Origin of the sequence: Pseudomonas sp. UYIF39 (genome assembly GCF_029963765.1) — a bacterium.
Lineage (GTDB): Bacteria > Pseudomonadota > Gammaproteobacteria > Pseudomonadales > Pseudomonadaceae > Aquipseudomonas.
In genome coordinates this window covers 1-26,543 of the sequence record NZ_JALBYU010000041.1, presented here as the reverse complement: position 1 = coordinate 26,543, position 26,543 = coordinate 1, and the positions used below count along the sequence as shown (strand labels likewise).

General features: G+C 60.6%; 22 protein-coding genes. 11 read left to right on the top strand and 11 right to left on the bottom strand.

Features of this window, described 5'->3' with window-relative positions:
* Positions 1 to 252 precede the first annotated feature (252 nt).
* The 9 genes from MO767_RS29560 to MO767_RS29520 all read left to right on the top strand — a co-directional run bounded on the left by MO767_RS29560 (position 253) and on the right by MO767_RS29520 (position 12,840).
* Positions 253 to 1,212, top strand: a complete 960-nt coding sequence (locus tag MO767_RS29560) for a MoxR family ATPase (RefSeq protein WP_008150800.1) — start codon at positions 253 to 255, stop codon at positions 1,210 to 1,212.
* Between the two features lie 5 nt (positions 1,213 to 1,217).
* A complete protein-coding gene (locus tag MO767_RS29555; protein WP_149631509.1) occupies positions 1,218 to 2,162 on the top strand; it encodes a DUF58 domain-containing protein in 945 nt (314 codons plus the stop codon).
* Positions 2,159 to 2,653, top strand: coding sequence for a DUF4381 domain-containing protein (locus MO767_RS29550; protein ID WP_282483405.1), 495 nt, complete (start codon positions 2,159 to 2,161; stop codon positions 2,651 to 2,653). The genes MO767_RS29555 and MO767_RS29550 overlap by 4 nt, the downstream gene beginning before the upstream one ends.
* Entirely contained in the window at positions 2,646 to 3,722 is a 1,077-nt protein-coding gene (locus MO767_RS29545) for a VWA domain-containing protein (RefSeq protein WP_282483404.1), read from the top strand. The genes MO767_RS29550 and MO767_RS29545 overlap by 8 nt, the downstream gene beginning before the upstream one ends.
* Positions 3,719 to 5,458 (top strand): tetratricopeptide repeat protein, encoded by a 1,740-nt coding sequence (locus MO767_RS29540; RefSeq protein ID WP_282483403.1) that lies wholly within the window; start codon positions 3,719 to 3,721, stop codon positions 5,456 to 5,458. Before MO767_RS29545 ends, MO767_RS29540 begins: the two co-directional genes overlap by 4 nt.
* Positions 5,455 to 7,107, top strand: a complete 1,653-nt coding sequence (locus tag MO767_RS29535; protein ID WP_282483402.1) for a BatD family protein — start codon at positions 5,455 to 5,457, stop codon at positions 7,105 to 7,107. The genes MO767_RS29540 and MO767_RS29535 overlap by 4 nt, the downstream gene beginning before the upstream one ends.
* Positions 7,108 to 7,364: 257 nt before the next feature.
* On the top strand, positions 7,365 to 8,609 hold the full coding sequence (locus MO767_RS29530) for an exonuclease SbcCD subunit D C-terminal domain-containing protein (RefSeq protein WP_282483401.1): 1,245 nt from the start codon (positions 7,365 to 7,367) through the stop codon (positions 8,607 to 8,609).
* Positions 8,606 to 12,247 (top strand): AAA family ATPase, encoded by a 3,642-nt coding sequence (locus tag MO767_RS29525; protein WP_282483400.1) that lies wholly within the window; start codon positions 8,606 to 8,608, stop codon positions 12,245 to 12,247. The genes MO767_RS29530 and MO767_RS29525 overlap by 4 nt, the downstream gene beginning before the upstream one ends.
* The gene (locus MO767_RS29520) at positions 12,244 to 12,840 is read left to right on the top strand and encodes a glutathione S-transferase (RefSeq protein ID WP_282483399.1); all 597 of its coding nucleotides are present in this window, start codon (positions 12,244 to 12,246) and stop codon (positions 12,838 to 12,840) included. Before MO767_RS29525 ends, MO767_RS29520 begins: the two co-directional genes overlap by 4 nt.
* A 165-nt stretch (positions 12,841 to 13,005) precedes the next feature.
* Here MO767_RS29520 and MO767_RS29515 read toward each other — a convergent pair whose 3' ends face one another.
* The 9 genes from MO767_RS29515 to MO767_RS29475 all read right to left on the bottom strand — a co-directional run bounded on the left by MO767_RS29515 (position 13,006) and on the right by MO767_RS29475 (position 19,936).
* Positions 13,006 to 13,263, bottom strand: coding sequence for a hypothetical protein (locus MO767_RS29515; RefSeq protein WP_282483398.1), 258 nt, complete (start codon positions 13,261 to 13,263; stop codon positions 13,006 to 13,008).
* Positions 13,260 to 13,472, bottom strand: coding sequence for a hypothetical protein (locus MO767_RS29510; RefSeq protein ID WP_282483397.1), 213 nt, complete (start codon positions 13,470 to 13,472; stop codon positions 13,260 to 13,262). Before MO767_RS29510 ends, MO767_RS29515 begins: the two co-directional genes overlap by 4 nt.
* Positions 13,473 to 13,587: 115 nt before the next feature.
* A complete protein-coding gene (locus MO767_RS29505; protein ID WP_282483396.1) occupies positions 13,588 to 13,713 on the bottom strand; it encodes a hypothetical protein in 126 nt (41 codons plus the stop codon).
* A gap of 208 nt (positions 13,714 to 13,921) precedes the next feature.
* Positions 13,922 to 14,101 carry a hypothetical protein gene (locus MO767_RS29500; protein WP_282483395.1) on the bottom strand — a complete coding sequence of 60 codons (180 nt, stop codon included), beginning with the start codon at positions 14,099 to 14,101 and terminating at the stop codon, positions 13,922 to 13,924.
* Positions 14,102 to 14,256: 155 nt separating this feature from the next.
* Positions 14,257 to 15,426 carry a lactonase family protein gene (locus tag MO767_RS29495; protein WP_282483406.1) on the bottom strand — a complete coding sequence of 390 codons (1,170 nt, stop codon included), beginning with the start codon at positions 15,424 to 15,426 and terminating at the stop codon, positions 14,257 to 14,259.
* Positions 15,419 to 15,715 (bottom strand): DUF5629 family protein, encoded by a 297-nt coding sequence (locus tag MO767_RS29490; protein ID WP_282483394.1) that lies wholly within the window; start codon positions 15,713 to 15,715, stop codon positions 15,419 to 15,421. The genes MO767_RS29495 and MO767_RS29490 overlap by 8 nt, the downstream gene beginning before the upstream one ends.
* A gap of 173 nt (positions 15,716 to 15,888) precedes the next feature.
* Positions 15,889 to 17,469 (bottom strand): aldehyde dehydrogenase (NADP(+)), encoded by a 1,581-nt coding sequence (locus MO767_RS29485; RefSeq protein WP_282483393.1) that lies wholly within the window; start codon positions 17,467 to 17,469, stop codon positions 15,889 to 15,891.
* Positions 17,470 to 17,479: 10 nt separating this feature from the next.
* Positions 17,480 to 18,472: an AraD1 family protein gene (gene araD1 / locus MO767_RS29480; protein WP_282483392.1), complete on the bottom strand. Its 993-nt coding sequence runs from the start codon at positions 18,470 to 18,472 to the stop codon at positions 17,480 to 17,482.
* Between the two features lie 141 nt (positions 18,473 to 18,613).
* Positions 18,614 to 19,936: an MFS transporter gene (locus MO767_RS29475; protein ID WP_282483391.1), complete on the bottom strand. Its 1,323-nt coding sequence runs from the start codon at positions 19,934 to 19,936 to the stop codon at positions 18,614 to 18,616.
* 193 nt (positions 19,937 to 20,129) lie between these two features.
* On the opposite strand from MO767_RS29475, the gene MO767_RS29470 reads away from it, so the two are divergent.
* Positions 20,130 to 21,866: an IlvD/Edd family dehydratase gene (locus MO767_RS29470; protein ID WP_282483390.1), complete on the top strand. Its 1,737-nt coding sequence runs from the start codon at positions 20,130 to 20,132 to the stop codon at positions 21,864 to 21,866.
* A gap of 120 nt (positions 21,867 to 21,986) precedes the next feature.
* Positions 21,987 to 22,706, top strand: coding sequence for a FadR/GntR family transcriptional regulator (locus MO767_RS29465; RefSeq protein WP_282483389.1), 720 nt, complete (start codon positions 21,987 to 21,989; stop codon positions 22,704 to 22,706).
* A 70-nt stretch (positions 22,707 to 22,776) separates the two neighbouring features.
* Here MO767_RS29465 and MO767_RS29460 read toward each other — a convergent pair whose 3' ends face one another.
* The gene (locus MO767_RS29460) at positions 22,777 to 25,161 is read right to left on the bottom strand and encodes an RND family transporter (protein WP_282483388.1); all 2,385 of its coding nucleotides are present in this window, start codon (positions 25,159 to 25,161) and stop codon (positions 22,777 to 22,779) included.
* Between the two features lie 28 nt (positions 25,162 to 25,189).
* On the bottom strand, positions 25,190 to 26,257 hold the full coding sequence (locus MO767_RS29455) for a YCF48-related protein (protein ID WP_282483387.1): 1,068 nt from the start codon (positions 26,255 to 26,257) through the stop codon (positions 25,190 to 25,192).
* Between the last annotated feature and the right edge of the window lie 286 nt (positions 26,258 to 26,543).

Below are 26,543 nucleotides of genomic sequence, written 5' to 3'. Positions count from 1 at the left end.
GGCTCGCTCCCACCGGGGACCGAGTCGTTTGATTGAAATGCGATCAATGTGGGAGCGAGCCTGCTCGCGATGAGGCCCGAAAGAACACCTCCAGCCTTGGAGCCTCACAAAACTCCAACAATTTCCCCAACCATTTCCCGCACTTTGCACAAAATGCCGTTAGTCGCCGCCCCCCGCGATAGATTAAAGTAACGCCCCCAGCCCTGGCGTTATTCGAACGTCTTCGGTCACCCTTTCCAGGAACAGTCATCGATGGAACATCGTGAAGCGCTGCTAGCGCTGCGAACCTTTCTTTCAACGCAGATTCTCGGCCAGGAAAAACTCATCGAGCGCTTGCTCATCGCCTTGCTCGCCGACGGCCACATGCTGGTCGAGGGCGCTCCGGGCCTGGCCAAGACCAAGGCCATCAAAGAACTTGCCGAAGGCATCGAAGCACAGTTCCATCGCATCCAGTTCACCCCCGACCTGCTGCCCGCCGACATCACCGGTACGGAAATCTATCGCCCGGAAACCGGCAGTTTCGTGTTCCAGCAAGGCCCGATCTTCCACAACCTGGTGCTGGCGGACGAAATCAACCGTGCCCCGGCCAAGGTTCAGTCGGCCTTGCTCGAAGCCATGGGCGAGCGCCAGGTCAGCGTCGGGCGCAGCACATACGAGCTGTCGCCGCTGTTCCTGGTGATGGCCACGCAAAACCCGATCGAGCAGGAAGGCACCTATCCACTGCCCGAAGCCCAACTCGACCGTTTCCTTATGCACGTGAAAATCGGCTTCCCGGACGCCGCCGTCGAACGTCGGATCCTGCAACAGGCCCGTGGCGAAGCGCTGAACGGCGAAACCAAGCCCGAGCGCCGGGTCAGCCAACAGGCGATCTTCGCCGCGCGCAAGGAAATCCTCGGTTTGTACATGGCCGACGCCGTGGAGGAATACCTGGTGCAACTGGTCATGGCCACGCGCACCCCGGCCAAGTTCGACCCGGAGATGGCTGAGTGGATCGCCTATGGCGCCAGCCCGCGCGGTTCGATTGCCCTCGACCGCTGCGCCCGGGCCCACGCCTGGCTGGCCGGTCGCGACTTCGTCAGCCCGGAAGACATTCAGGCGGTGCTGTTCGACGTACTGCGCCACCGCATCATTCTTTCCTTTGAAGCCGAAGCCGCGGGCATCGACCAGGACCGGGTGGTCCAGCGGATTCTCGACGTCGTAGCCGTCGCTTGACCCCGATGAACGCCCTCCTGCCGCCCGAGCCGGGCATCCGTGTCAGCCTCGCCGAGCTGATCGAGATGCGCCATCGCGTGCGTGAAGTGCAACTGTTTTCCACACCGAGCCAGCGCAGCCCGCTGATCGGCTTGCACCACTCCAAACTGCGCGGTCGCGGGGTGGATTTCGATCAGGTGCGGGTCTATCAGGCGGGCGATGACGTGCGAAGCATCGACTGGCGCGTCACCGCCCGCACCCAGGAACCCCACACCAAGCTGTTCCATGAAGAGCGCGAGCGGCCGATTTTCATCATGGTCGAGCAAAGTCGCCGGCTGTTTTTCGGCTCGGGGCTGATGTTCAAATCGGTGCTCGCCGCCCAGGCCGCGAGCCTGATTGGCTGGGCTGCACTGGGTCATAACGATCGGGTCGGCGGACTGGTGTTCGGCAACAACGAGCACTATGAAATCAAGCCACGACGCAGCAAACAGAGCCTTCTGCAATTGCTCAACCGTCTGGTGCGGGTCAATCAGTCGCTGCACACGGAAAACGAGCCGGACCGGGACGCCTTCAACATTGCCCTGCGCCGAGCCCGGGAAGTACTGCGTCCAGGCAGTCTGGTGATCGTGATCTGCGACGAACGCACCCTGACCGAGGGCGCCGAACAACAGCTGAGCCTGTTGTCGCGTCATTGCGATCTGTTGCTGCTGCCGGTGTCCGACCCGCTGGATCACGCCCTGCCCGCCGCCGGGCTTTTACGTTTTGCGGAACGCGGTGCGCAACTGGAACTCGACACCCTGAATTTCGAACTGCGCCAGACCTATCGCGCCCAGGCCGAAGCGCGCATCGCTCGCTGGGAATTGCTGGCGCAGAAGCTGCGGGTATTGCTGATGCCCCTGAGCACTCAGAGCGAGATGGTGGAACAATTGCGCGAGTACCTGAACCCGCAGAAACCGGGGAAAGGCCGATGAGCAGCCTCGATCAATTGCAACCACTGATCACCCCGCCACCGATCGAGTTCTGGCCACCAGCACCGGGCTGGTGGCTGTTGATGTTGTTACTGCCGCTCATCGGTTTCGGTCTATGGAAGGCAAGGCGCTTCCTTCCAAACAAACGCCCGATCGTGCGCGCCGAACAACCGCTGGACCCGGTGCGCCTTGCCGCGCTGGCCGAACTGGCGCGGATGCCCAAACCCTACGACGGCGCACCGGCCGGCGCCTGGTTGCAGCAACTCAACGGTTTGCTCAAACGCCTGTGCCGCAACCACTACCCCTACAGCCAGAGCCATACCCTCAATGGGCGCAAATGGCTGGCATTCCTCGACAATCGCTGCCCGGCCGCCGGCCTGACCCGCTGGATGGTGCTGGTCGAAGGCGCCTACAAACCCGAATGCAAACTCGACGACAAGGCCATCGCCGGCCTGACTCAGGCTGTCGACACCTGGATTCGTAAACATGTTTGAGTTCGCCTGGCCGTGGATCTTTGCCCTGCTGCCGCTGCCCTGGCTGATGCGCATCGTGCTGCCTGTCGCCGACAGCGGCGAGCCGGCGCTCAAAGTCAGCTTCCTCGGCGACCTTGAAGGCCTGGCCCGCCGCCGCGCCCGGGCCAACCTGCCGGCCTGGCGCCAACAGGCACCGTTCATTCTGCTATGGCTGTTGCTACTGATCGCCGCGGCGCGCCCGCAATGGCTTGGTGAACCGCTGCCCATCGCCGCCAGCGGCCGCGATCTGCTGGTAGCGGTCGACGTTTCCGGCTCGATGGATTTCCCCGACATGCAGTGGCAGGACGAAGACGTCAGTCGACTCACACTGGTTCAGCACCTGCTCGGTGACTTCCTTGAAAGTCGCGACGGCGATCGCGTCGGCCTGATCCTGTTCGGCAGCCAGGCCTATCTGCAAGCACCGCTGACGTTCGACCGGCACACGGTGCGCGTGTGGCTAGACGAAGCGCAAATCGGCATCGCCGGCAAGAACACCGCCATCGGCGATGCCATTGGCCTGGCCCTCAAACGTCTGCGCCAACACCCGGCACAAAGTCGCGTACTGATTCTGGTCACTGACGGCGCCAACAACGGTGGCCAAATCGACCCGCTCACAGCTGCGCGGCTGGCAGCCAGCGAAGGCGTGAAAATCTACCCGATCGGTATCGGCGCCGATCCGGAGCAAAACGGCACTTTGGGTTTCCTGGGGGTCAACCCGAGCCTCGACCTCGATGAACCGTCCTTGATGGCAATCGCCGAAGCCACGGGCGGCCAGTACTTTCGCGCCCATGATGACAAGGAGCTGCAAGCGATCAAGGACACCCTCGACAAACTGGAGCCAGTGACCCAGCAACCCACGCAGGCCCGCCCGGCTCAGGCGTTGTACCACTGGCCTTTGGCAATGGGGTTGCTATTGAGCATGCTGCTGGTGGTTCGCGAACGCTGGCCTGACAACCCATTGCGGCGGCTGTTCACCAAGGATCTTCTGCAAACGCAACTGCCCGACTGGCGCCAGCGGCTTAAACGCCTGCGTCTGCGGAGGCGCCGATGAGTGCACTCTGGCCGTACTTGTTCCGCCCTTGGTGGTTGCTGTTGTTGCCATTGCTCGGCTGGTTGCTCTGGCAACTCTGGCATCGGCAGAAACGCGCCGGGCGCTGGCAGATGATTCTGCCACCGGCCTTCCATGCGGCGTTGCTCAGTGGTGGCAACGGTCGCGACAGCAAATTACCGTGGGTCATCCTGGGATGTGCCTGGGTGCTGACCGTTCTGGCACTGCTTGGGCCGAGCTGGGAACGTGTCGAGCAAGCCAGCCAGAAACCCGCCGACCCGCTGGTCGTGATCCTTGAGCTGACCCCGGAAATGCTCGCCACCGACGTACCACCCAACCGGCTGGAACAGGCCCGGCGCAAGCTGTTCGACCTGCTGGAGAACCGCAGCGATGCCCAGACCGCGATCGTCGTCTACGCCGGCAGCGCTCACACACTGGTGCCACTGTCGGATGACCTGTCGACCAGCCGCAATCTATTGGATGCCCTCAAGCCTTCGCTGATGCCCCAAGCAGGACATCGCGCTGATCTGGCGGTGACCAAGGCCCTTGCCCTGCTGGATCAGGGCGCCCTCGGCGACGGGCGGATCCTGCTGATCGGGTCGACCTTGACCGAACTGGAACGCCAGGGGATTGAGCAGGCGCTGGACGGCAAGTCGACACAATTTCTGATGCTCGGTATCGGCACTGCCGAAGGCGCGCCGATCACCCAGGAGGACGGCAGTTTTCTGAAGGACGACCAGGGCGCGATTCTGGTACCCCATCTGGACGAGCCAAGCCTGAAAGCCTTTGCCAACGACCTGGACGGACACTATCGCCACGCACGCCTGGACGATGTCGACCTGCGCGGCCTCGGCTTGCTCGAGGGACCACGCGCGCTGCGCAACGACGGCCAGACCCTGCGCCTCGATACGTGGGCCGATCAGGGTTACTGGCTGTTATTGCCGTTGTTGCTGCTGGCAGCGTGCGCCGGTCGTCGCGGCTGGCTGTTCTGCTTGCCACTGCTGTTTTTACTGCCACAACCGAGTTATGCCTTTGACTTCAACGATTTGTGGCTGCGACCCGACCAACAGGGGCTGATATTGCTGAAGCAGAAGCGCCCGGCCGAGGCGGCGCAGAAATTCAAAGATCGACAATGGCAAGGTGTGGCGCTCTACGAGGCCGGCGACTACAGCGGCGCCGCCCAGCGGTTCGCCGAAGGCCGCGACGCCCACGCCCACTACAATCGTGGCAACGCCCTGGCCAAAAGCGGTGAGCTGGAAGCCGCGCTGGATGCCTACGAACAGGCGCTGGAGCGTCAACCGGATTTGCGCCCGGCCCTGACCAACAAGGCGCTGGTGGAAAGTCTGCTCAAGCAGAACAACACTCCACCGCCCGTTGCGCCGGACAAAAATGCCGACAACGAGACCGAGCCCCCCACGCAAGAACCGCCGCCGGGCGCGGCCACTCAACCGTCGGATAATGGCGAACCGAAAACCGACGACCAACAAGCCACGACGGACTCCGACCAACAGAGCAAAACGCCGTCGAAACCCGGCACCAATGAAGTCCCGGGCAGCGAACTGGGGGATGAAGACAGCACCCGACCACCGATGCGCCCGGCCAGCGACAGCATTGATGGTGAACGGCGCCAGGCGCTGGAGCAATGGCTGCGCAAGATCCCGGATGACCCGGGTGAATTGCTCAGACGCAAATTCTGGTACGAACAGCAACAACATCAGGATCAGGGAAAAACTCGATGACCCGCTTCACCGCTTTCTTGCTCGCACTGCTGCCCACACTGTTGCTCTGCACTGTTCAGGTCCAGGCAGCGGGGCTGGTCGCCAGTGTCGATCGCAGTCGCCTGAACAGCGGCGAAACGATTGAACTGACCCTGGAATCCAACGACGTGACACAGTTCGGCAAGCCTGATCTGACACCGCTGGAGCCGCTGTTCGAAGTGCGCGGCACCCGTCAGGTCAACCAGTTGACCACCCTGAACGGCGACAACCGTGCGACCACCCGCTGGATCATCACCCTGCTGCCTCGGCAGAACGGCAGCGTGGTTGTTCCGTCACTGCAACTGGGTGACGTGCAGAGCCAGCCAATCACCGTGCAAGTGGTCGAAACCGAAACCCAGGACAGCCCGACCAAACGGGCCCCGGTATTCATCGACGCCAGCCTCGATCAAAACAGCGTGTACGTGCAGGCCCAGGCGATCCTGACCTTGCGCATCTACCATTCGGTGTCGCTGTACGACGACAGCAGCCTGCCCCCTTTGCAAATCCCCGATGTGCGCATCGAGCAACTGGGCGCGGCGCGCACCTACGAGAAAGACATCAATGGTCTGCGCCACGGCGTGATCGAGATGCGCTACGCGATCTATCCGCAACACAGCGGCGAGTTGATCATTCCGCCGCAGATATTCAATGCCGCCCTCGTGGACGCACAACCCGCCCAGGACGCCGCTGTCCAGGCACCAAAATCCGGCAAACTGATGCGGGTCAGCTCCGCCGAGATTCTGCTGACGGTCAAGGCCAAACCCATCACCTACCCGGCCGACATGCCATGGCTGCCGGCCCGTAGCCTCAGCCTGAGCGAAAGCTGGAACCCGGAACCGGATCATGCGCAGGTGGGTGATTCATTGACCCGCAGCCTGACGGTAAAGGCTGAGGGGCTGGACAGTTCGCAATTGCCGCCGCTGCCCGCCACCGACGTCAACGGCTTGCGGCGCTACCCGGATCAACCGGTGCTGGGCAACCAGAACAGCGAGCGCGGGCTGATCGGCAGCCGCGAAGACCGTGAAGCCCTGGTGCCAACGCGCAGCGGCGCAATCGAGTTGCCAGCGGTTGAAGTGATCTGGTGGAACACCTTCGAGGACCACCTGGATCACAGCAGCCTGGCGGCCCGAACCCTGCCAGTGGCGAACAATCCGAGCCTGATGGTCGACAGCCCGGCCGGCATGCCTCAAGTCTTTTCCGCTGCCGACAACGAAGCCCTCTGGTGGTGGAAACTCAGCACCCTGACCCTGGCCTGCACCACCCTGGTGGGCTTCGGTCTCTGGTGGCGCGCCCGCTGGCAACCGGCGATCCTGCGCGCGGCACAGACCGGCCCCAGCCCACGCACCGTGCTCGACGATCTCAAGCGCGCCTGTCAGGCCAACGACTCCCACGCCACCCGCCAGGCCCTCGACGCCTGGGCCCGGCAACAACCGGAAACCCTGGCCGATATGGCGGCGCGCTTTGTGCCGTTGTCCGACGCCCTCGATGGTTTGAATGGCGCGCTCTACAGCGAAACCGGCCAGCATTGGCAAGGTGACGATCTGTGGCGGGCGATCAAGGCGATTCCGATTGCCGAGCGGGTTCAGGACCCGGTGGGTGACAGTGGCCTGCCGCCGCTGTACCCCAAATAACCACTGCCGCCGCATTCCCTGTAGCAGCTGGCGAAGCCTGCGTTCGGCTGCGCAGCAGTCGTAAATCCTGCTTACGCGGTTTGTCTGATACACCGTGTGTGCTGATTTTGCGACTGCTTCGCAGCCGAACGCAGGCTTCGCCAGCTGCTACAGGTTGTGGCGTTGGCCACATCCAACGTGTTTGCCAGTAAACTCCCTCCCCTTTAGCCGCCATCATTTCCCACGCGGCCATCACCTTATTTCCTACGGAGTTCACCTTGCGTCTGTTTCACACCTCCGACTGGCACCTTGGGCAGAACCTGCACGGCCAGGAACGCGATTTCGAACACGCCTGCTTTCTCGAATGGCTGCTGCGCCAGCTGAAGCTGGACCAGCCAGACGTGCTGCTGATCGCCGGCGATATCTTCGACACGGTCAATCCGCCGGTTAAAGCCCAGGAACGACTCTACGATTTCATCGTCAGTGCCCATGAACAGCAGCCGAAGCTGACCATCGTGATGATCGCCGGCAACCACGATTCCGGCTCGCGCATTGAACTGCCCGCGCCGTTGATGCGGCGTTTGCGCACGCATGCACTGGGTCGTGTGCTGTGGCTGGATGACGGTCAACTCGATGCCGAGCGCTTGTTGCTGCCATTGCCGGATGCCAAAGGCAAAACCGTCGCCTGGTGTCTGGCGCTGCCGTTCCTGCGCCCCGCCGAAGTGACCGGTGCGCACTTGGGCGACAACTACCTGCGCGGCATCGGTCAGGTTCACGAATGGCTGATCGAAGCCGCCAATGCCAAGCGCAAACCAGGTCAGGCGCTGATCGCTATCAGCCACGCGCACATGGCCGGCGGTTCGGTGTCGGAAGACTCCGAGCGTAGCCTGATCATCGGTAACGCCGAAGCGCTGCCCGCCAGCCTGTTCGGGCCGAGCATCAGTTACGTCGCCCTCGGTCACTTGCACAAGCCGCAGAAGGTCAATGGTGAAGAGCGTATCCGCTACAGCGGCTCGCCAATTCCGCTGTCGTTCTCCGAGATCGGCTATCAGCACCAGATTCTCGACATCAAACTTGAGGGCGAAACCCTGGTCAGCGTCGAACCCAAACTGATCCCCCGGGCTGTGAATCTGCAACGCATCGGTCCCGCGCCATTGGCGGAAATCCTGCTGCAACTGGCCGATTTGCCGAACATCGACCTGCTGGCCGATATCCAGCGCCAGCCGTGGCTGGAAGTTCGGGTGCGCCTTGATGAGCCGCAACCCGACTTGCGCTATCAAGTGGAAACCGCCCTGCAAGGCAAAGCCGTGCGCCTGGTGCGGATCGCCGCTGAATACGCCGGCAACGGCAGCCGCGATGGCGTCGATGACGGCACGGCCTTGATTGAACTCGACCAGCTCTCGCCGCAGGAATTGTTCAGCCGCGCCTGGCAGGACAACTACGGCAGCGAGGTCGATGAGCAAACCCTCAAGGACTTCGCCGAGCTGTTGCAAGACGTGCAGATGGAGAGCGAACAAGCATGAAGATCCTCGCGATCCGCCTGAAAAACCTCGCCTCACTGGCTGGGCCTTTTGAAATCGACTTTACCGCTGAGCCGTTGGCCAGCGCCGGTCTGTTCGCGATCACCGGGCCGACCGGCGCCGGTAAAAGCACCTTGCTCGACGCCTTGTGCCTGGCGCTGTTCGGTGCGGTGCCTCGGCTTAGCAATGCTCAGGTGTCTGCCAAAGCGCCCGACGCCGACGGCGAGATCAGCACGGGCGACCCCCGCACCCTGCTGCGTCGCGGCACGGGTGAAGGTTATGCCGAAGTAGATTTCGTTGGCATCGATGGCCGTCGCTACCGCGCTCGCTGGGAAGCTAATCGCGCCCGCGAGAAGGCTGGCGGCAAACTGCAAGCCAGCCGTCAGAGTTTGCGCGACATCGATCTGGATCAACTGCTGGCCAGTCAGAAAGTTGAATTCAAACTCCATCTCGAATCCGTACTGGGCCTGAACTTTGAGCAATTCACCCGTGCGGTGCTGCTGGCCCAGAGTGAATTCAGTGCGTTCCTCAAGGCTAACGACAACGAACGTAGCGAACTGCTGGAAAAACTCACCGACACCGCGCTTTATACGCGCCTCGGCCGCCGGGCTTTCGACAAAACCAAAGAGGCTCGCGAAGTCCACAAACTGTTGCAGGACCAAGCCACCGGCGTGACGCCATTGTCGCCAGAAGCCCGCGCAGAACTCGATGAACGCTTCAGCGAGGCTCAGCAACAACTCAAGACCCAGCAAGCGCAACTCAAGCAACTAGAACTGCAACATACCTGGCTCAAAGACTTGCGCCAGTTGCAGGACGAACAGCAGAGCGCCACCGAGCAGTCGCAATCGGCCCAGCAGCGTTGGGAAGGTCTGGCCGGCGAACGTTTGAAGCTGACTCGCCTGGAGCAACTGGCCCCGCAACGGCACCAGTTCGCCCGCAAAACAGAACTCACTGCCCAGCTCACACCGCTGGCCACGCAGATTCAGCAGCACACCCAACAGCAAACCGAACTGAATGAGCGCCAGGCGCAACTCGAACACAGCCTGAGTGCTGCGCAGACCGCGCTGGTCGAGGCCCAAAGCCAACACACCTCAGGGGCTCCGCTGCTGCGTCAGGCCTTCGAAGAACAAAGCACCCTCGCTCGCCTGGTCAAGGATGCCGGCCTCAGTGCCGACCTCAAGCAGCAGACGGAACTGGCCTGCACTCAGGGCCAACACACGATCCAAGGCTTGCTGGACCAACAGAAACAAGTCGCCGAACGTTTGCAGCGGATTGCCGGGGAGCTTGAGCAAAGCACCCCTCTGGCGCCCTTGAGCGATGCCTGGAACGCCTACCGTGATCGCCTGCAACAGCTGATGCTGATCGGCAATCGCCTGAACAAGGGCCAGGCTGAACTGGCCGCCCTGGAACAAAGCGCCGCTCGCGCTGCCGAGGATCTGTCCACTCAGCGCCAGAGCCTAGAAGTGCTGTACAAGGAGGCCGGTGCCGAACCGGAAGCGGTGGCCGAGCAGATTCAGATTCTCGGTAGTCTGTTGCAGGATAACCGCAAGCAGCAGCGGGCCTTTGAAGAGCTGACGCGACTGTGGGCCAGTCAGCAGGAACTGGACAAACGAGCGTCCGAACTCCAGCAGCGCCAGTTGACCGCTCAGCAAGAACGAGAACGTCTGACCCAGGACGGTGTAAAAGCCAAGAGCGAATTGGTCGTCGCCGAACAGACCCTGACCGTCACCCGCGAACTGCTGGAACGCCAGCGCCTGGCCCGCAGCGCCAGCGTCGAAGAACTGCGCGAGCAGTTGCAGGATGATCAGCCGTGCCCGGTCTGTGGCAGCCCCGACCATCCTTATCATCAGCCCGAAGCCCTGCTGCAAAGCCTTGGCCGGCATGATGAAAGCGAACAGGCCAACGCACAGAAAGCCGTCGACCTGCTGAAAGAAAAGCTCACTGAGCTGCGCGCTGAAGTGGGCGGCGTGATTGCGCAGCAAAAAGAGTTGCTGCAACAGCAAGAACACCTCGCGACCCAGCAACAGAACCTGGCACCGAGCCTTGAAGCACATCCGTTGTCTGCGCAACTGCTCACGCAGGATGCGCTCAAACGTGATGCCTGGCTGACGCAGCAAAGCAGTCAGCTAAACCAGAGCATCACTCAGGACGAACAACGGCAATCCGCCCTGCTCACCTTGCAACAGGACGCCGCGCGCCTTCAACAGCAACTGCGTAGCGCTGAAGCAGCGAGCCAGCAAGCTGCCCAGCACCTGGCCAACCAGCAACGTGAGTTGAGCAGTGATCACCAGCGCCTGGACGAGGAGTTGACGGCGTTCAGCACCCTGCTCCCGGCCGATACGCTGCAAGCCTTGCGCAACGAACCGGCCGCGACGTTCATGCAACTGGACCGGCAGATCACCCAGCGGCTGGAACAACTCGATCAGCAACGCGATGAACTCGGCGAGCAGCAACAACGGCAGCAGACGCTGGAGAAAGAACAGGACCGCCAACTCACTCGCCTCCAGCAGTTGGAAACAGCCCGCCAGCAGTTCACCGCCCTCGCCGACCAGCAACAGGCCTGCCAGCTAAAGCTCACGCAATTGCTCGGCGAACACGCCAGTGCCGAGCAGTGGCAGCTGCAACTGGATCAAGCCGTCGAACAGGCGCGTAATGCCGAAGCGACGGCCAATCAGGAACTGCAAACCGTGCGCACGCGGCTGGTGCAACTGGGCGCCGAACTCAAGGCCCAGCAGGAACGCTCCCAGGCACTGGACACCGAAGATCGTGAGCTGAGCGGCAAGATTTCCGACTGGCGCGCATTGCATCCGGAACTGGATGACGGTGGTCTGGAAGCTCTGCTGAGTGTCGACGACCAGCAGGTCAGCGAACTGCGTCAGCAATTGCAGCAAAGCGAAAAAGCCATCGAACAGACCAAGGTTCTGTTGCAGGAACGCAATCAGCGTTTGCTCAATCATCAAGCACAGCACAACGGCAATCTCGACGCCGAACAACTGGCGGCAGCGCTTGCCGAGCTGCAAAACCTGTTCACCGCCAGCGAACACCGTTGCGCCGAACTGCGCGCCGAACAGGCCGAGGATCAGCGCCGGCAAAACGCCAATCAAGCCCTCGCGCAGCAGATCGCCGACGCCTATACCGAATACCAGCGCTGGGCACGTTTGAATGCACTGATCGGTTCGGCCACGGGCGACACCTTCCGCAAGATCGCCCAGGCCTACAACCTCGACCTGCTGGTGCATCACGCCAACGTTCAGTTGCGGCAACTGGTGCGGCGCTATCGCCTCAAACGTGGCGGCAGCATGCTCGGGTTGTTGGTGATGGACACCGAGATGGGTGATGAACTGCGTTCGGTGCATTCGTTGTCCGGCGGCGAGACGTTCCTGGTGTCACTGGCCTTGGCCTTGGGCTTGGCATCAATGGCATCGAGCACGCTGAAAATCGAATCGTTGTTCATCGACGAAGGCTTCGGTAGCCTCGATCCGGAATCCCTGCAACTGGCCATGGATGCTCTCGACGGCTTGCAAGCGCAGGGACGAAAAGTCGCGGTGATTTCACACGTGCAGGAAATGCATGAACGGATTCCGGTGCAGATTCAGGTCCGCCGTCAGGGTAATGGCCTGAGTACGCTGGAGGTGAAATGAATACGCTGTATTCCTTCCGCCGCTGCCCCTACGCGATGCGGGCGCGCATGGCCCTGCGCTACTGCGGCGTTGCGGTGAATATTGTTGAGGTCAGTCTGAAGGCCAAACCTGCCGAAATGCTCGCGCTGTCGAGCAAGGGCACGGTGCCGGTGCTGAGCGTCGACGGTCAGGTGATCGATGAAAGCCTGGCGATCATGCACTGGGCGTTGGCGCAGAGCGATCCGCAGGATTGGTTGCTCAAGGATGATCCTGTCGGGCAGCATCACATCGCCAAACTGATCGAAGAAAACGATCAGGTGTTCAAGGTGCACCTCAATCGCTACAAGTACGCCGAGCGATACCCCGAGCAGCCAATGGTGTTTTATCGCGCCGAGGGCGAGGTGTTTTTGCGCAGGCTCGATGAGCTGCTGGAGGGACGCGACTACTTGCTGGCCGAGCATCCGAGCCTGGCGGATGTGGCGCTGATGCCGTTCGTGCGCCAATTCGCCCATGTGGATCGCGAGTGGTTCGGGCAGACGCCCTATCACCGCTTGCAGGGCTGGTTGCAGCGGTTTCTGGAGTCGGAGCTATTTACTGGCGTGATGCGCAAGTAACCGCGCCGATCCCTGTAACAGCTGGCGAAGCCTGCGTTCGGCTGCGAAGCAGTCGCAAATCCGTTATGTCAGATTTATCTGGAAGACCGCGTGCTCTGGTTTCACGACTGCTGCGCAGCCGAACGCAGGCTTCGCCAGCTGCTACAGGGGCCGCGCCGAGGCGACTCAGGCAAACACTTCACACATCTGCAACACCGAGCAATCCACGTGGAACGGCCCGAAGAAATCGTTCTGGCGTTCGATCGGCGGGTTGCCGGCCAGCAGCTCCAGGGCCTTAGCGGTTCCAATGTTACGAGCAAGGTTGTGATTGGCTTCGATAGTCCGTGCCACCGACCCCGCCGAGCCCTGTCCGATCCCCAGCAACGAGGATCCATTAGTCATGAACGCCAGGAAGGCGATGACCCAAAGTCTGTGCCCTTTCATGCTCCGGCGACTCCTGCGAGTTCAGCCTGATCGACCATCGCATTTTGCGAACGGTGTTCAAACTGGATGCCGGGATGAGCGACTTGAATCGGCGCTTCAAGAGGTTGACGCGATTGAGGCGAGAGGCTGACAACCAGCACCAGGACCACATAAAGGGCGATAGCCAGGTAGGCGCCGTGTTTGGCAGAAGTGATGATTGCGCTGGCCATGATGTTCTCCGCAGGCATGTTTCGATGCCCACAGAATCGATCAAAAAAGCGGTGATAACCACTCAGGGTTATCCATAGTAACCATCATCTTCGTTAATCATTAAGCCAAACTATCTCAGCCTTCAATAAAGCTCATCAAGCGTTCGCGGGCCGCATCCGGCTCGCCTGGAACGGGCTGGGCAGCCGAAAGAATGGGGGTGGAATAGAGAAACAGAAGAACCACGGCCAGACGCATTGCCATGCTGTCGATCCTTATCATGGGAAGGAGTCAAAAAATCAGCGTCAAATTTAAACTTATGGCCATGTGATATCAAGCAATACATTGATAGCAATATGATGCTGTCGTAAACGCGTTATGCAGGAGCGACATCACTCAGGTTTCTCAAAGCTTTTCAGCTCGATCAGCGCAAGTGACTTCGCTCCTGCATAAAAGGTGCAGGGTTCAAATTTCAGGCTTGGGTCTTGTGATCCAGAGCCGCGTAAAAGGTGGCGCTCTGTTGCAGGTATTTTTGGGTGTAGCTTTGGGCGTGGGATTTTTTGTCGCTGATTTCAACGTTGGCACTGGCTGGCAGAGCAACGGTGGCGGAGATTGCAGAAGCAGCGATGACGGAGAAGAGATTGAAGTTCATGGCGGTGTTCCTCGGATTCAGTTGGCTTGCATGCCCGGTGGGGCCGTGAAGCAAACTTAACCTTCGAGGTTGGCACCTTGAAATCTTTTGTAGCATTAGCAGATATCAGCGTCATTAATAGAAGGATGCAGGCCCCATCAACCGGGGCCTGCGGCCTATTGACGCACCATGAACTTGAGGTCGCTCGGGGCATCCATCGGCAGTTTTTGCACGGTTTTACCCAGCAGGCCTGTCTTTGAATCGCGCTCGAGGACGACAATCTGGTTGCTTTTCTGATTGGCGATCAACAAGAACTTGCCACTCGGATCGAGGCTGAACTCTCGCGGGTGATCACCTTCTACGGAACGGCGTTGCAGCTCTTTGAGGTGCCCGGTCGCAGGATCGATGGCGAACACCAGCAGCTGATTGGCGGTACCACGGTTGCTGACGTAGAGGAACTTGCCATCGCGCGACGCGTGAAGCGCAGCGGCGGCCTTGTCCGAAACGGGCTGACCCGTCGCCAACTCAACCATCTGAGTTTGCTCAAGTTGGCCGTCCTTGTAATCGAACACCGCAACCTGCGCACTCATTTCCATGGTCAGCCACGCGTGCTTGCCATCGGCGCTGAACAGCAGATGACGCGGCCCGCTTCCGGGTGGCAACTGGACGGACGCCGGCGTAGCGGGGGTCAAGGGCAGTTCCGGGTTGGCTTTGGGATCGAAGCGGTAGACAAAGATCTTGTCGGTGCCCAGGTCATTGGAGAACACGTACTTGCCGTCCGGCGACGAAACCGTTGAATGTACGTGCGCCGACATCTGCCGCTCGGGATTGACCCGGCTTGATGGATGGCTGCTCATCTGCACCACGGGTTTGAGCTTGCCATCGGCGCCCACCGGCAATACCGCCAGCGTGCCGCCCGGATCTTCAGCCACCGAATAGTTGCTGACAAACAGGTGACTGGCTTCAACGCTGAGGCCCGAATGCGTCGGCTCGTTGCCCAGGCTCTGCACCTGATTGATCAGGCTCAGTTCATGGGTTTTGGGATCGATCGCATAGCTGCTGACACGCCCTACCGGATCGGTCTGTCCCGGGCCGTTTTCGTTAACCACGAACAGGTGACGCTGGTCCTTGGACAGGGTCAGCCAGGATGGGTTTTCGCTCTTGATCACTTGCAGTGGTTTGGCGTCGATCTGGCCGGTGGCGGCGTCGAAGTTCAGGCGATAAATCCCTTGGCTCTGACCGGCGGTGTAGGAACCGACCAGCAACTGATAGTCGTCGGCCGAGGCAACCTGAAAACCCATCGCGCCGACGCTGCCGGCCATCAACAGTGGCCAGAGCTTACGCATCCTCATTCGCTTCTTCCTCGTCGTCATCACCGCGGAACGCGATCATGCACACCAACCGGTGCTCGCCGGAACTGCCGGTGATCAGCCAGCTTTGCAGGGTTGGATCGAAGGTCGCGGCCTCGACTTCGGCCGGGGTGAACTCCCAGTGTTTGGACACACGACCGTCCAAGCATTCGATGTGCAGATTATCGTCTTCATCAAGGGAGAATTCGAAGGCGTGCAGCCCGTCGATTTCCACCATATCGCAGTGTTCGAGGGTGGCGAGCAAGGTGTCGGTTGCGGCGGTCATGGCAGTCAATCTTTGAATGGGAAAGACGCAATGATAGCTCATTGCGCCTCAGTCCAATGTGCGAGCTCGCTCGCGATGAGTCCCTGTCAATCACATCAATGTTGAATGACACACAGCCATCGTCGGAACGCCGCCCGGAGCAAGCTCGCTCCCACAGGGGATTGTGCTCGCCGCTAGATCGCTTCGCGGGATGGCTGGCCATCCACCAACCGCTGAATACGCAGCGGATTGCCATTCTTCAAGGCATCCGGCAGCAGGCTGTCGGGGTAGTTCTGGAAGCATACCGGGCGCAGGAAACGGTCGATGGCCAAGGTGCCCACCGACGTGCCGCGCGCATCGGAAGTTGCCGGATACGGACCGCCGTGGACCATTGAATCGCAGACTTCCACCCCAGTCGGATAGCCGTTGAGCAGGATCCGTCCGACCTTCTGTTCCAGCAACGGCGTCAGCTCAGCGAACTGCGCGAAGTCCGCCGGCTCGCCAATTATCGTCGCCGTCAGTTGCCCGTGCAGGCCGTTCAATGCGGCGCTGAGTTGCGCCTGGTCGGCGACTTCGACGAACACTGTGGTCGGGCCGAACACTTCTTCCTGCAACACTTCATCGCCCTTGATCAACAGGCTGACGTCAGCCTTGAACAGCTGCGGTTGCGCCTGATTGCCCTGCTGTGCCTGGCCGGCCAGGTGCTCGATGCCCGGATGAGCGAGGAGTTTTTTCAGGCCTTTGCCATAGCTGCTCAAGGTCCCGGCATTGAGCATCGTTTGCGCCGGTTGATCGCCGATGAAACCCGCCACCTGTTGCACAAACGCGCTGAACTGCGGTGAACGGATACCGATCACCAAACCGGGATTGGTACAGAACTGACCACAGCCCTGAACCACCGAAGCCGTCAGGTCGCGGGCAACCGATTCGGCGCGGGCTTGCAGTGCCTGCGGCAACACGATCACCGGATTGATGCTCGACATCTCGGCGAACACCGGAATAGGCTGCGCCCGAGCAGCAGCCATGTCACACAACGCACGGCCGCCCTTGAGCGAACCGGTAAAGCCAACCCCCTGAATTGCCGGATGCTTGACCAGCGCCTCGCCGACCCCACCGCCGTAGATCATGTTGAACACGCCCGCCGGCATGCCAGTTTTTTCTGCGGCGCGGATGATCGCGTCGGCAACCCGTTCGGCTGTGGCCATGTGACCGCTGTGAGCCTTGAACACCACTGGGCAACCGGCGGCCAACGCCGATGCGGTGTCGCCGCCAGCTGTGGAGAACGCCAACGGAAAGTTACTGGCGCCAAACACGGCGACCGGCCCGAGGCCGATGCGGTACTGACGCAAGTCCGGACGCGGTAACGGTTTGCGCTCAGGCAATGCCTGATCGATCCGCACACCGTAGAAGTCACCGCGACGCAGCACCTTGGCGAACAGACGCATCTGGCCGCTGGTGCGACCGCGCTCGCCTTGAATGCGTGCCGCAGGCAGCGCGGTTTCGCGGCAGACCACCGCCACAAAGTCATCGCCCAGCGCGTCCAGTTCATCGGCTATCGCATCGAGAAATTGCGCCCGACGTTCGGCGCTCAGGCTGCGATAGGTCGGGTAAGCCGCGGCGGCAGCCTTGGCGGCCGCATCGACTTCTTCCGGGGTCGCCTGGAAGAAATCGAACGGCAACGCTTCGCCCGTGCTGGCGTCGATGCTCTGTAGATTGAGTTGACCGGCAGCACTGCGCTGACCGCCGATGTAGTTGTGACCAAGAATCTGGGTCATGCCTATCTCCTTAAAGGGTGCCAACGGTGCCGGGCTCGAACGCCGCTTCAACCGGTGCAATCCCGTTAATCAACGGTGCACCGAACTCAGCCTGGCTGATCTCGAACATGTCACCCGGCTGGGTGCGAATGCCGTCGGCAAAGGACAGGGTCGCAGTGCCGAAGAAGTGAATGTGCACATCGCCCGGGCGCAGGAACTGGCTGTACTTGAAATGGTGGTACTCGAGGTTTTCCAGGCTGTGGCACATGTTGGCCTCGCCACTGAGAAACTCGTTCTGCCACAGCACTTCACCGTTACGCAGGATGCGGCTGGTGCCTGCCAGATGCTCCGGCAGTTCACCGACCCGAAGTTCCGGGCCATAACTGCAACTGCGCAGTTTGGAATGGGCCAGGTAGAGGTAATTCTTGCGTTCCATTACGTGATCGGAGAATTCATTGCCCACGGCAAAACCGAGTCGATACGGCTTGCCGTCGTGGCCAATGACGTAGAGACCGCTGAGCTCTGGCTCCTCCCCCGCGTCTTCGGCGAACGGCGGCAGCGGGAACGGGTGGCCCGGACGCACGACGATGCTGCCGTCGCCTTTGTAGAACCATTCCGGTTGTACGCCGGCCCGCCCCGCCGTCGGTTTGCCGCCCTCCACTCCCCATTTGAAGATGCGCATGGTGTCGGTCATCGCGGCTTCGTCGCCGACTTGCTGATGCATCTTGTCCCGTGCCGATGCGCTGCCCAAATGGGTCAGGCCCGTACCGCTGACCAGCATGTGCGCCGGGTCCGGGTGATCCAGCGGTGGCAGGATACGCAGCTTGGCCAACAGTTCTGCATAGTCATGGCTGATGCCCAGGCCCAGGGTTTTCACCTGCTGCTCAAGATTGACGCCGGCCTCGATCGCGGCCAACGCCAGATCGCGAACCGTGCGCGCGTCCTGCACTTCGCGTACCAAACCGTCTTCGACCACGCCCACCCGGCGCTCGCCGTTACTCAATTCGAACTGAACTAAACGCATGATTTTCTCCTGTATTCAAATCTCAAATCCGACCCAGGCCCCTGTGGGAGCGAGCTTGCTCGCGATAGCGGTCGATCATTCAACATTGATAGTGACTGACACTCCGTCATCGCGAGCAAGCTCGCTCCCACAGGTTGTGTGTCAGGTGCGGGTAGCGCCACGGGCGCTGGCGGCGAACTGGTCGGCCGGCAGTACGTGCTTGCGTTCCAGCAGGCGATAGACCACACCGGTCAACACCAACCCGAACACCATCACACCGGACAAGAAGTACAGACCCGAAGCCAGGTTGCCGGTGTATTCCTTGAGCGCGCCGATCACGAACGGACCGATGTAGCCACCAAGGTTGCCCACCGAGTTGATCAACGCGATCCCGGCCGCCGCACTGGCACCGGCAAAGAAGCGACCCGGTAAGGTCCAGAACACCGCGGTGCAGGAAAACAGCGCGAAGGCCACCAGGCACAACGCCGCCAGTTGCAGCACCGGCACCGTCAGCCAGGCGCTGAGGAACAGGCCGATGGCACCCAACACGTAAAGCACCGCCAGGTGGCCGTAGCGATCATTCAAGCGGTCGGAACTGCGCGGAATGATCAGCAACCCGATGATCCCGAAGATGTACGGCACCGACGACACGAAACCGGTCACCAGATCCGTACCACCGAACTGCTTGATCAGGGTCGGCAACCACAAGCCCAGGCCGTAAATGCTCAGGGTCACCGGCAGATAGAACAGCGCGAGCAGCAAGACACGTTTGTCCTTGAGGGCGTGCAACGGATTGCCGTGGCGGGTCTGGCCGTATTCCTCAAGATCCTTTTTCAGTTCGCCGGTCAGCCAGTCCTTTTCAGCCTGGTCCATCCATTTCACTTGTTTCGGGCCGTCCGGCAGGTAACGCAGCACCGGCCAGGTCAACAGGATCGCCGGGCTGCCGATGACGATGAACAGCCACTGCCAGCCATGCAGGCCAAGAACGCCGTCCATGCCGAGCAGACCGCCGGACACCGGGCCCGTGATCAACATGGCGATGGGTTGGGACAGGATGAACAACCCGAGGATCTTGCCGCGATGGCGTACCGGGAACCACTGGGTGATGTAGTAGAGAACGCCCGGGAAGAACCCGGCTTCCGCCGCGCCGAGCAGAAAGCGCATCACATAGAAACTGTGCGGCCCCTGGACGAAGGCCATGCCGATGGTGATGGCGCCCCAGGTGATCATGATCCGCGCGAACCAGCGCCGCGCGCCAAAGCGTTCGAGCATCAGGTTGCTGGGGATTTCCAGCAGGAAATAGCCAATGAAAAACAGCCCGGCACCCAACCCGTAAGCGGCGTCACCGATGCCCAGGTCGGCGCCCATGTGCAACTTGGCGAAGCCTACGGCGGAGCGATCCACATAGGCGATCAGGTACAGCAGGATCAGGAAGGGAATCAGTTTCAGCGTGATGCGACGAATAAGCCGCAGTTCCTGGCTCATGAGATCGGTCTCCGATTGTTGTTGTTATAGAACCTCGGGGGACGCCTCTCGCGGAAAACCGTCAGGGCAATCCCTCCGTAGAAACGGACTATATAGTAATACTATTTACGCAACAACACTTCCAAATAGCCGAATTTGCGCTTATGTTACGCTTCAGCTCGAACAATATAGTCATACAATAAGAGAACCGATCATGTCTGATAAGAAACCCACCCTGCGCTCCGCCCAATGGTTTGGCACTGCCGACAAGAACGGCTTCATGTACCGCAGCTGGATGAAGAATCAGGGCATCGCCGACCACCAGTTCCACGGCAAGCCGATCATCGGCATCTGCAACACCTGGTCGGAACTGACCCCGTGCAACGCGCATTTCCGCCAGATTGCGGAGCACGTCAAACGTGGGGTGATCGAGGCTGGGGGCTTTCCCGTGGAATTCCCGGTGTTCTCCAACGGTGAATCAAACCTGCGTCCGACCGCCATGCTCACCCGCAACCTGGCGAGCATGGACGTCGAAGAAGCGATTCGCGGCAACCCGATTGACGGTGTTGTGCTGCTGACCGGTTGCGACAAAACCACCCCGGCGTTGTTGATGGGCGCGGCCAGTTGTGACGTGCCGGCGATCGTCGTCACCGGCGGGCCGATGCTCAACGGCAAGCACAAGGGTCAGGACATTGGCTCGGGCACCGTGGTCTGGCAGCTCAGCGAACAGGTGAAAGCCGGCACCATCACCATCGACGATTTCCTCGCGGCCGAGGGTGGCATGTCCCGCTCGGCCGGTACCTGCAACACCATGGGCACCGCGTCGACCATGGCCTGCATGGCCGAAGCACTGGGCACTTCCCTGCCCCACAACGCGGCGATTCCTGCCGTCGATGCGCGTCGTTATGTGCTGGCGCACATGTCCGGCATGCGCGCGGTGGAGATGGTTCGCGAAGACTTGAAGCTGTCGAAAATCCTCACCAAAGAAGCCTTCGAAAACGCCATTCGCGTGAACGCCGCCATCGGTGGTTCGACAAACGCCGTGATCCATTTGAAAGCCATCGCCGGGCGCATCGGTGTCGAGCTGGATCTGGATGACTGGACCCGCATCGGTCGCGGCATGCCGACCATCGTCGACCTGCAACCGTCCGGGCGTTTCCTGATGGAAGAGTTCTACTACGCCGGTGGCCTCCCAGCGGTGCTGCGTCGTCTGGGTGAAGCCAACCTGATTCCGCATCCGAATGCACTGACCGTCAACGGCAAAACCCTCAGCGAGAACACCAAGGACGCACCGATCTACGGCCAGGACGAAGTGATCCGCACCCTCGACAACCCGATCCGCGCCGACGGCGGCATCTGTGTGTTGCGCGGCAACCTCGCACCACTGGGTGCAGTGCTCAAGCCTTCAGCCGCCAGCGCCGAACTGATGCAACATCGCGGCCGTGCGGTGGTGTTCGAGAACTTCGACATGTACAAGGCGCGGATCAACGATCCGGAGCTGGATGTGGATGCCAACTCGATTCTGGTGATGAAGAACTGCGGTCCGAAGGGTTATCCGGGCATGGCCGAAGTTGGCAACATGGGCTTGCCGGCGAAGTTGCTGGCCCAAGGCGTGACGGACATGGTGCGTATTTCCGATGCGCGCATGAGCGGCACGGCGTACGGCACCGTCGTTCTGCACGTGGCCCCGGAAGCGGCCGCTGGCGGACCTTTGGCGACCGTGAAGGAAGGTGACTGGATCGAACTCGACTGCGCCAATGGCCGTCTGCACCTGGACATTCCCGACGCGGAACTGGCGGCGCGCATGGCCGACCTGCAACCGCCGCAGCAACTGATCGTGGGCGGTTATCGTCAGCTGTACATCGACCATGTGCTGCAGGCGGATCAGGGTTGCGATTTCGACTTCCTGGTCGGGTGTCGTGGCTCGGAAGTCCCCCGCCACTCCCACTAACCCCCCTATCGATCTTTCCCACGCTCTGCGTGGGAACGACCATTAAAGGGCTGGATCGCCCACCGCTCGCGCCTGTTATCATGCGCGGCATCTCCATCGCCCAGGATCGCGCCGTTCCCCATGGATTACCGCAAACCCTCCGACCGCAAAAGCATGCACTCGCGCATCGTCCAGGAACTGGGCATGCAGATCGTTTCCGGACGCTTCAAGCCGTGTGACAAACTGCCTGCCGAAGCCTTGTTGTGCGAGGAGTACGCGGTCAGCCGTCCGGTCCTGCGCGAAGCCACCCGGGTTTTGGTCGCCAAGGGTCTGGTGTATTCCCGTCCGCGAGTGGGCACGGTGGTCAAGCAGCGCAAGGAATGGCACATGCTCGATCCCGACGTGCTGCATTGGCTGATGCAAAGCAGCCCGCAAAATGAATTCTTCGATTTGCTGACCAGCGTGCGCAGCATCATTGAACCCGCAGCGGCCGCCCTCGCTGCTCAGTTCGCCACGGACGATGACATCGCCTCCATCGGTGAAGCCTACCAACGCATGGAAGCCGCACCGACCCCCGAAGCACTCTTGCAACCGGACCTGGATTTCCATAGCCGGATTGCCGATGCGACTCATAACGACTTGCTGGCCAACCTGTGCAACATGCTGTCGGTGGCAATTGCCGAAGCCTTGAAGCATTCCAACCAGCGACCGAATCTGCATGAACTGGCATTGCCCCGGCACAAGGCGATTTTGACGGCAATCGAGAATCGTGATGCGCTGGGTGCACGGCATGCGACGCTGGTGCAGTTGGATGATGCGCGCAGTGCGTTGAATGCGGTGCTCGGCACCGATTTGTCATAGCGCAAAGTCAAAAGATCTTCTAATAAAAAAGCCGCAACCTTGGTTGCGGCTTTTCTATTTCAGCCTGGGATCAGTGAGCAAACAACGAATTGCCCTTCTGCCCCGCCAGCTTCTCCGGCTTGATCAGGAACCGCGCCAGCGCCGGCAGCAGCCAAAGCGCGCCAAACATGTTCCAGAGCAGCATGAAGGTCAGCATCAGGCCCATGTCGGCCTGGAACTTGATGGCCGAGAAGATCCAGGTGCACACGCCGATCGCCAGGCACAGGCCGGTGAACAGCACGGCTTTACCGGTGGACTTCAGCGTCTGGTAGTACGCCTCTTGCAACGGCAGACCGGCACGCAGGAAGCTTTCCAGACGGCTGTAGATGTAGATGCCGTAATCCACGCCAATCCCCACCCCGAGCGCCACAACCGGTAGGGTTGCGACTTTCACGCCGATGCCCATGAAGGCCATGAGGGCGTTACCGAGTACCGAGGTCAGGACCAGCGGCAGCACGATGCACAACGTCGCAGCCCAGGAGCGGAAGGTGATCATGCACATGGTCGCCACGCAGATGTACACCAGGATCAGGATGGTCAGCTCGGATTCCTTGATCACCTCGTTGGTGGCGGCCTCGATCCCGGCGTTGCCGGCGGCGAGGATGAATTCCAGGCCGTCCTTGTTGTTCTCCTTGGCGAAGTCCTGCACTGCATGCACGGCGCGATCCAGGGTTGCAGCCTTGTGATCGTTGAGGAACACCAGCACCGGTGCCAGGGAGCAACTGTTGTTGTACAGGCCATCAGCCCGGGCGATCGAGTTGTTCAGCACGTCCGGGTTACGCGATAGGGTTTCCCATTTCAGGTTGCCTTCGTTCATGCCCTTGATCATCTGCTTGGATACGGTCACCAGCGAGATCGCCGACTGTACGCCCTCGGTGTTCTGCATCTTCCACATCAGCTCGTCGATCGGCGCCATGGCTTCATAGCGCGAGCAGCCTTCGGACTTGGTCTTGACCATCACCACTAACACGTCGGAACTGGTGGAGTAATTGCTGATGATGAAGTTGTTGTCCTTGTTGTAGCGCGAGTCCGGACGCAGTTCCGGAGCGCCCTGATCCAGATCACCGATTTTCAGGTTCTGGCTGTACCAGAGGCCGCCGCCGAAGGCCAGCAAGGCCAGCACGATGGACACCGGCGCCACTTTCGGGCTGGCAAAGTTCGACAGCAGACGCCAGAACGGGTGTTCGCGGTGCGCGTCTTTCTTGCTGCGTTCGACGGCGCGTTTGCTGATGCCGACGTAGGAAATCGCCACCGGCAGCAGGATCAGGTTGGTGAACACGATCACCGCCACGCCGATGGACGCGCCGATGGCCAGTTCACGAATCACGCCGATGTCGATGATCAGCAGCGTGATGAAACCCACCGCATCCGCGAGGATCGCAATCATCCCCGGCAGGAACAGCTGACGGAACGTGCGCCGCGCCGCAGTCAAAGCGTTGTCTGCCTCGCTGGATTGCAAGGCGATCCCGTTGATCTTCTGCACGCCGTGGGAAATACCGATGGCGAAGATCAGAAACGGCACCAGCATCGAGTAGGGATCGAGCCCGAAGCCAAAGAAGTGCATCAAACCGAGCTGCCAGACCACCGCCACCAGCGTGGTGCTCAACACCGCCACGGTGCTGCGCATGCAGTTGGTGAACCAGTAGAGCAGGATCAACGTGATGATGAAGGCGATGCCGAAGAACATCACCACCATGACCAGCCCATCGATCAGGTCGCCGACTTTCTTGGCGAAACCGACGATGTGGATCTGTACATTAGGGTTCTGGGCTTCGAATTTGTTGCGAATCTTGTCTTCGAGTTCGTGAGAGAACTTGCGATAGTCCAGCGCCAGCAACTTGCCTTGGTCCTGCGGGTCCGGGTAGGACTCCAGCAGCGGGATATCGACAATGCTCGACTTGAAGTCGTTGGCCACCAGACGCCCGACCTGACCGGACTTGAGTACGTTGTTGCGCAACAGGTCGAGGCTTTGCTGGGAACCGTTGTAGCTCTGCGGAATCACTTCGCCACCGGCGAACCCCTCCTCTGTCACTTCGGTCCAGCGTACGCTCGGGCTCCACAGCGACTTGAGACCGGAACGGTCAACACCGGAAATGTAGAACACCTCGTCATTGATCTGACGCAGAGTCTCCATGTACTCCTTGGAGAAGATGTCGCCATCAGTGGCTTCCACCGAGATGCGCACCGTGTTGCCCAGGTTCGCCAGATCGTTGCGATGCTCCATCATCTTTTGAATGAACGGATGCTCGAGCGGGATCATTTTTTCGAAACTGGTGGACGGCCGGATCAGCGTCGCTTGCCAGAACAGGAAAATACTGACCAGCAGGCAGATGACGATCACTGCCGGGCGATTGTTGAAAATCAGGCGTTCGAGAAACGTCGCCTTGTCATGATGATGAGTGCTCAAGGATGTCATAGACCCGCCTTCTTATTATTTGCCCGGCTCATTTGGACGACCCATTTTTTCCATTCTCTGCGCCGGTTGGCGAAGTGACGCGAACGCCACCCTGTCCTGCCAGAATCAGATTGCCGTTGCCCGCTGCGGTGACTGCCGAAACGGAAATGCGATCCGGACGGTTGAACACACCAAAGGTTTCGCCGTTGTCGTTGCTGCGGATCACCGAGCCACCGTTGCCGACGATCACAATGGAACCGTCGTCGAGCAATGTGGCGCCGGACAGACCGAACTCCAGCGCACCGCGAGCGGCCTTGAGCCCAACCGGCTCCCAGGTCGTACCGAAATCGGTGGAGCGAAACAGATTGCCCCGCAGCCCGTAGGCCAGCAGCGTATTGGCTTGAGCGGTGCCGATCACGCCAAACAGTGAGCCCTCATAGGGACCTTCAAGCTTCTCCCAGGTCTGGCCCCAGTCGGCGGAGCGGAACATGCTGCCCTGCTCGCCGACGATGAACAGACCGGAATCCTTGACCGCGGCGATGCCGTTGAGGTGGTACTGGTCTTCGTTGTCGAGGCGATCGCTGACATCTTCCCAGTTCTTGCCGCCGTCGGTGGTGGCCAACAACGCGCCGTAAGCGCCTACGGCAAAGCCGCTGTTGACGTCCTGGAACCAGACGTCGAGCAGCGGCGATTCACGTTTCAGATCTTCGAATTGCTTGGTCCAGGTGACGCCGCCGTCCTCGCTCGCGAGGATCTGCGCATCATGGCCGACGGCCCAACCGTGTTTGTCGTCGACGAAATACACCGACGTCAGCAGTTGCCTCGTCGGCACCTTGGCTTGGGTCCAGGTCGCGCCCTGGTCATCGGAATACAGAATGTGCCCGCGATCCCCAACCGCCACCAGCCGCTTGCCGGCGTGCACGACGTCGAGCATCAGGCTCTTGCTGGCTTTGGCAGATTCAACGGAATAAACAATGTCGGATGCTGGCGCAGCAGCGGCCAGCACAGGTGCCGACAGCACGGCACAGCCCAACAGCGAGAGCGCTGTAGCCAGCAACGCGAATTTGCGCAGTGCCGGCGGGCGGCAGATACCCACACCCATGACAGGCTCACTCATAGACCTTCCCCCATTATTATTGTTAGGTCGTTCAACCTTTCTGGGCGCCGTAAAGGCGGCTCTTTGGGATTGCCTTTTCTGGGGCATAGCCCTGAAATACGCAATCTAGAGCCCCTTCGGAAGCTGGCTTATCCTATCGGGGTTTGGAAAGGTCTGACAATCGACGCCACGTTATGTTTTGTTAACCTGGGGGATATGGGGGTTGGGTGAATGCTTGGGTATCAGGAGGGGTTGTAGTGGTCAACTAATCCCGGACACGACGTTAAATTTTTCTTCGGCCCGAGCT

Coding starts and splice junctions, on each gene's coding strand:
- MO767_RS29560 (WP_008150800.1), top strand. CDS start 253: ATGGAACATCGTGAAGCGCTGCTAGCGCTGCGAACCTTTCTTTCAACG.
- MO767_RS29555 (WP_149631509.1), top strand. CDS start 1,218: ATGAACGCCCTCCTGCCGCCCGAGCCGGGCATCCGTGTCAGCCTCGCC.
- MO767_RS29550 (WP_282483405.1), top strand. CDS start 2,159: ATGAGCAGCCTCGATCAATTGCAACCACTGATCACCCCGCCACCGATC.
- MO767_RS29545 (WP_282483404.1), top strand. CDS start 2,646: ATGTTTGAGTTCGCCTGGCCGTGGATCTTTGCCCTGCTGCCGCTGCCC.
- MO767_RS29540 (WP_282483403.1), top strand. CDS start 3,719: ATGAGTGCACTCTGGCCGTACTTGTTCCGCCCTTGGTGGTTGCTGTTG.
- MO767_RS29535 (WP_282483402.1), top strand. CDS start 5,455: ATGACCCGCTTCACCGCTTTCTTGCTCGCACTGCTGCCCACACTGTTG.
- MO767_RS29525 (WP_282483400.1), top strand. CDS start 8,606: ATGAAGATCCTCGCGATCCGCCTGAAAAACCTCGCCTCACTGGCTGGG.
- MO767_RS29520 (WP_282483399.1), top strand. CDS start 12,244: ATGAATACGCTGTATTCCTTCCGCCGCTGCCCCTACGCGATGCGGGCG.
- MO767_RS29515 (WP_282483398.1), bottom strand. CDS start 13,263: ATGAAAGGGCACAGACTTTGGGTCATCGCCTTCCTGGCGTTCATGACT.
- MO767_RS29510 (WP_282483397.1), bottom strand. CDS start 13,472: ATGGCCAGCGCAATCATCACTTCTGCCAAACACGGCGCCTACCTGGCT.
- MO767_RS29505 (WP_282483396.1), bottom strand. CDS start 13,713: ATGGCAATGCGTCTGGCCGTGGTTCTTCTGTTTCTCTATTCCACCCCC.
- MO767_RS29500 (WP_282483395.1), bottom strand. CDS start 14,101: ATGAACTTCAATCTCTTCTCCGTCATCGCTGCTTCTGCAATCTCCGCC.
- MO767_RS29495 (WP_282483406.1), bottom strand. CDS start 15,426: ATGCGTAAGCTCTGGCCACTGTTGATGGCCGGCAGCGTCGGCGCGATG.
- MO767_RS29490 (WP_282483394.1), bottom strand. CDS start 15,715: ATGACCGCCGCAACCGACACCTTGCTCGCCACCCTCGAACACTGCGAT.
- MO767_RS29485 (WP_282483393.1), bottom strand. CDS start 17,469: ATGACCCAGATTCTTGGTCACAACTACATCGGCGGTCAGCGCAGTGCT.
- araD1 (WP_282483392.1), bottom strand. CDS start 18,472: ATGCGTTTAGTTCAGTTCGAATTGAGTAACGGCGAGCGCCGGGTGGGC.
- MO767_RS29475 (WP_282483391.1), bottom strand. CDS start 19,936: ATGAGCCAGGAACTGCGGCTTATTCGTCGCATCACGCTGAAACTGATT.
- MO767_RS29470 (WP_282483390.1), top strand. CDS start 20,130: ATGTCTGATAAGAAACCCACCCTGCGCTCCGCCCAATGGTTTGGCACT.
- MO767_RS29465 (WP_282483389.1), top strand. CDS start 21,987: ATGGATTACCGCAAACCCTCCGACCGCAAAAGCATGCACTCGCGCATC.
- MO767_RS29460 (WP_282483388.1), bottom strand. CDS start 25,161: ATGACATCCTTGAGCACTCATCATCATGACAAGGCGACGTTTCTCGAA.
- MO767_RS29455 (WP_282483387.1), bottom strand. CDS start 26,257: ATGAGTGAGCCTGTCATGGGTGTGGGTATCTGCCGCCCGCCGGCACTG.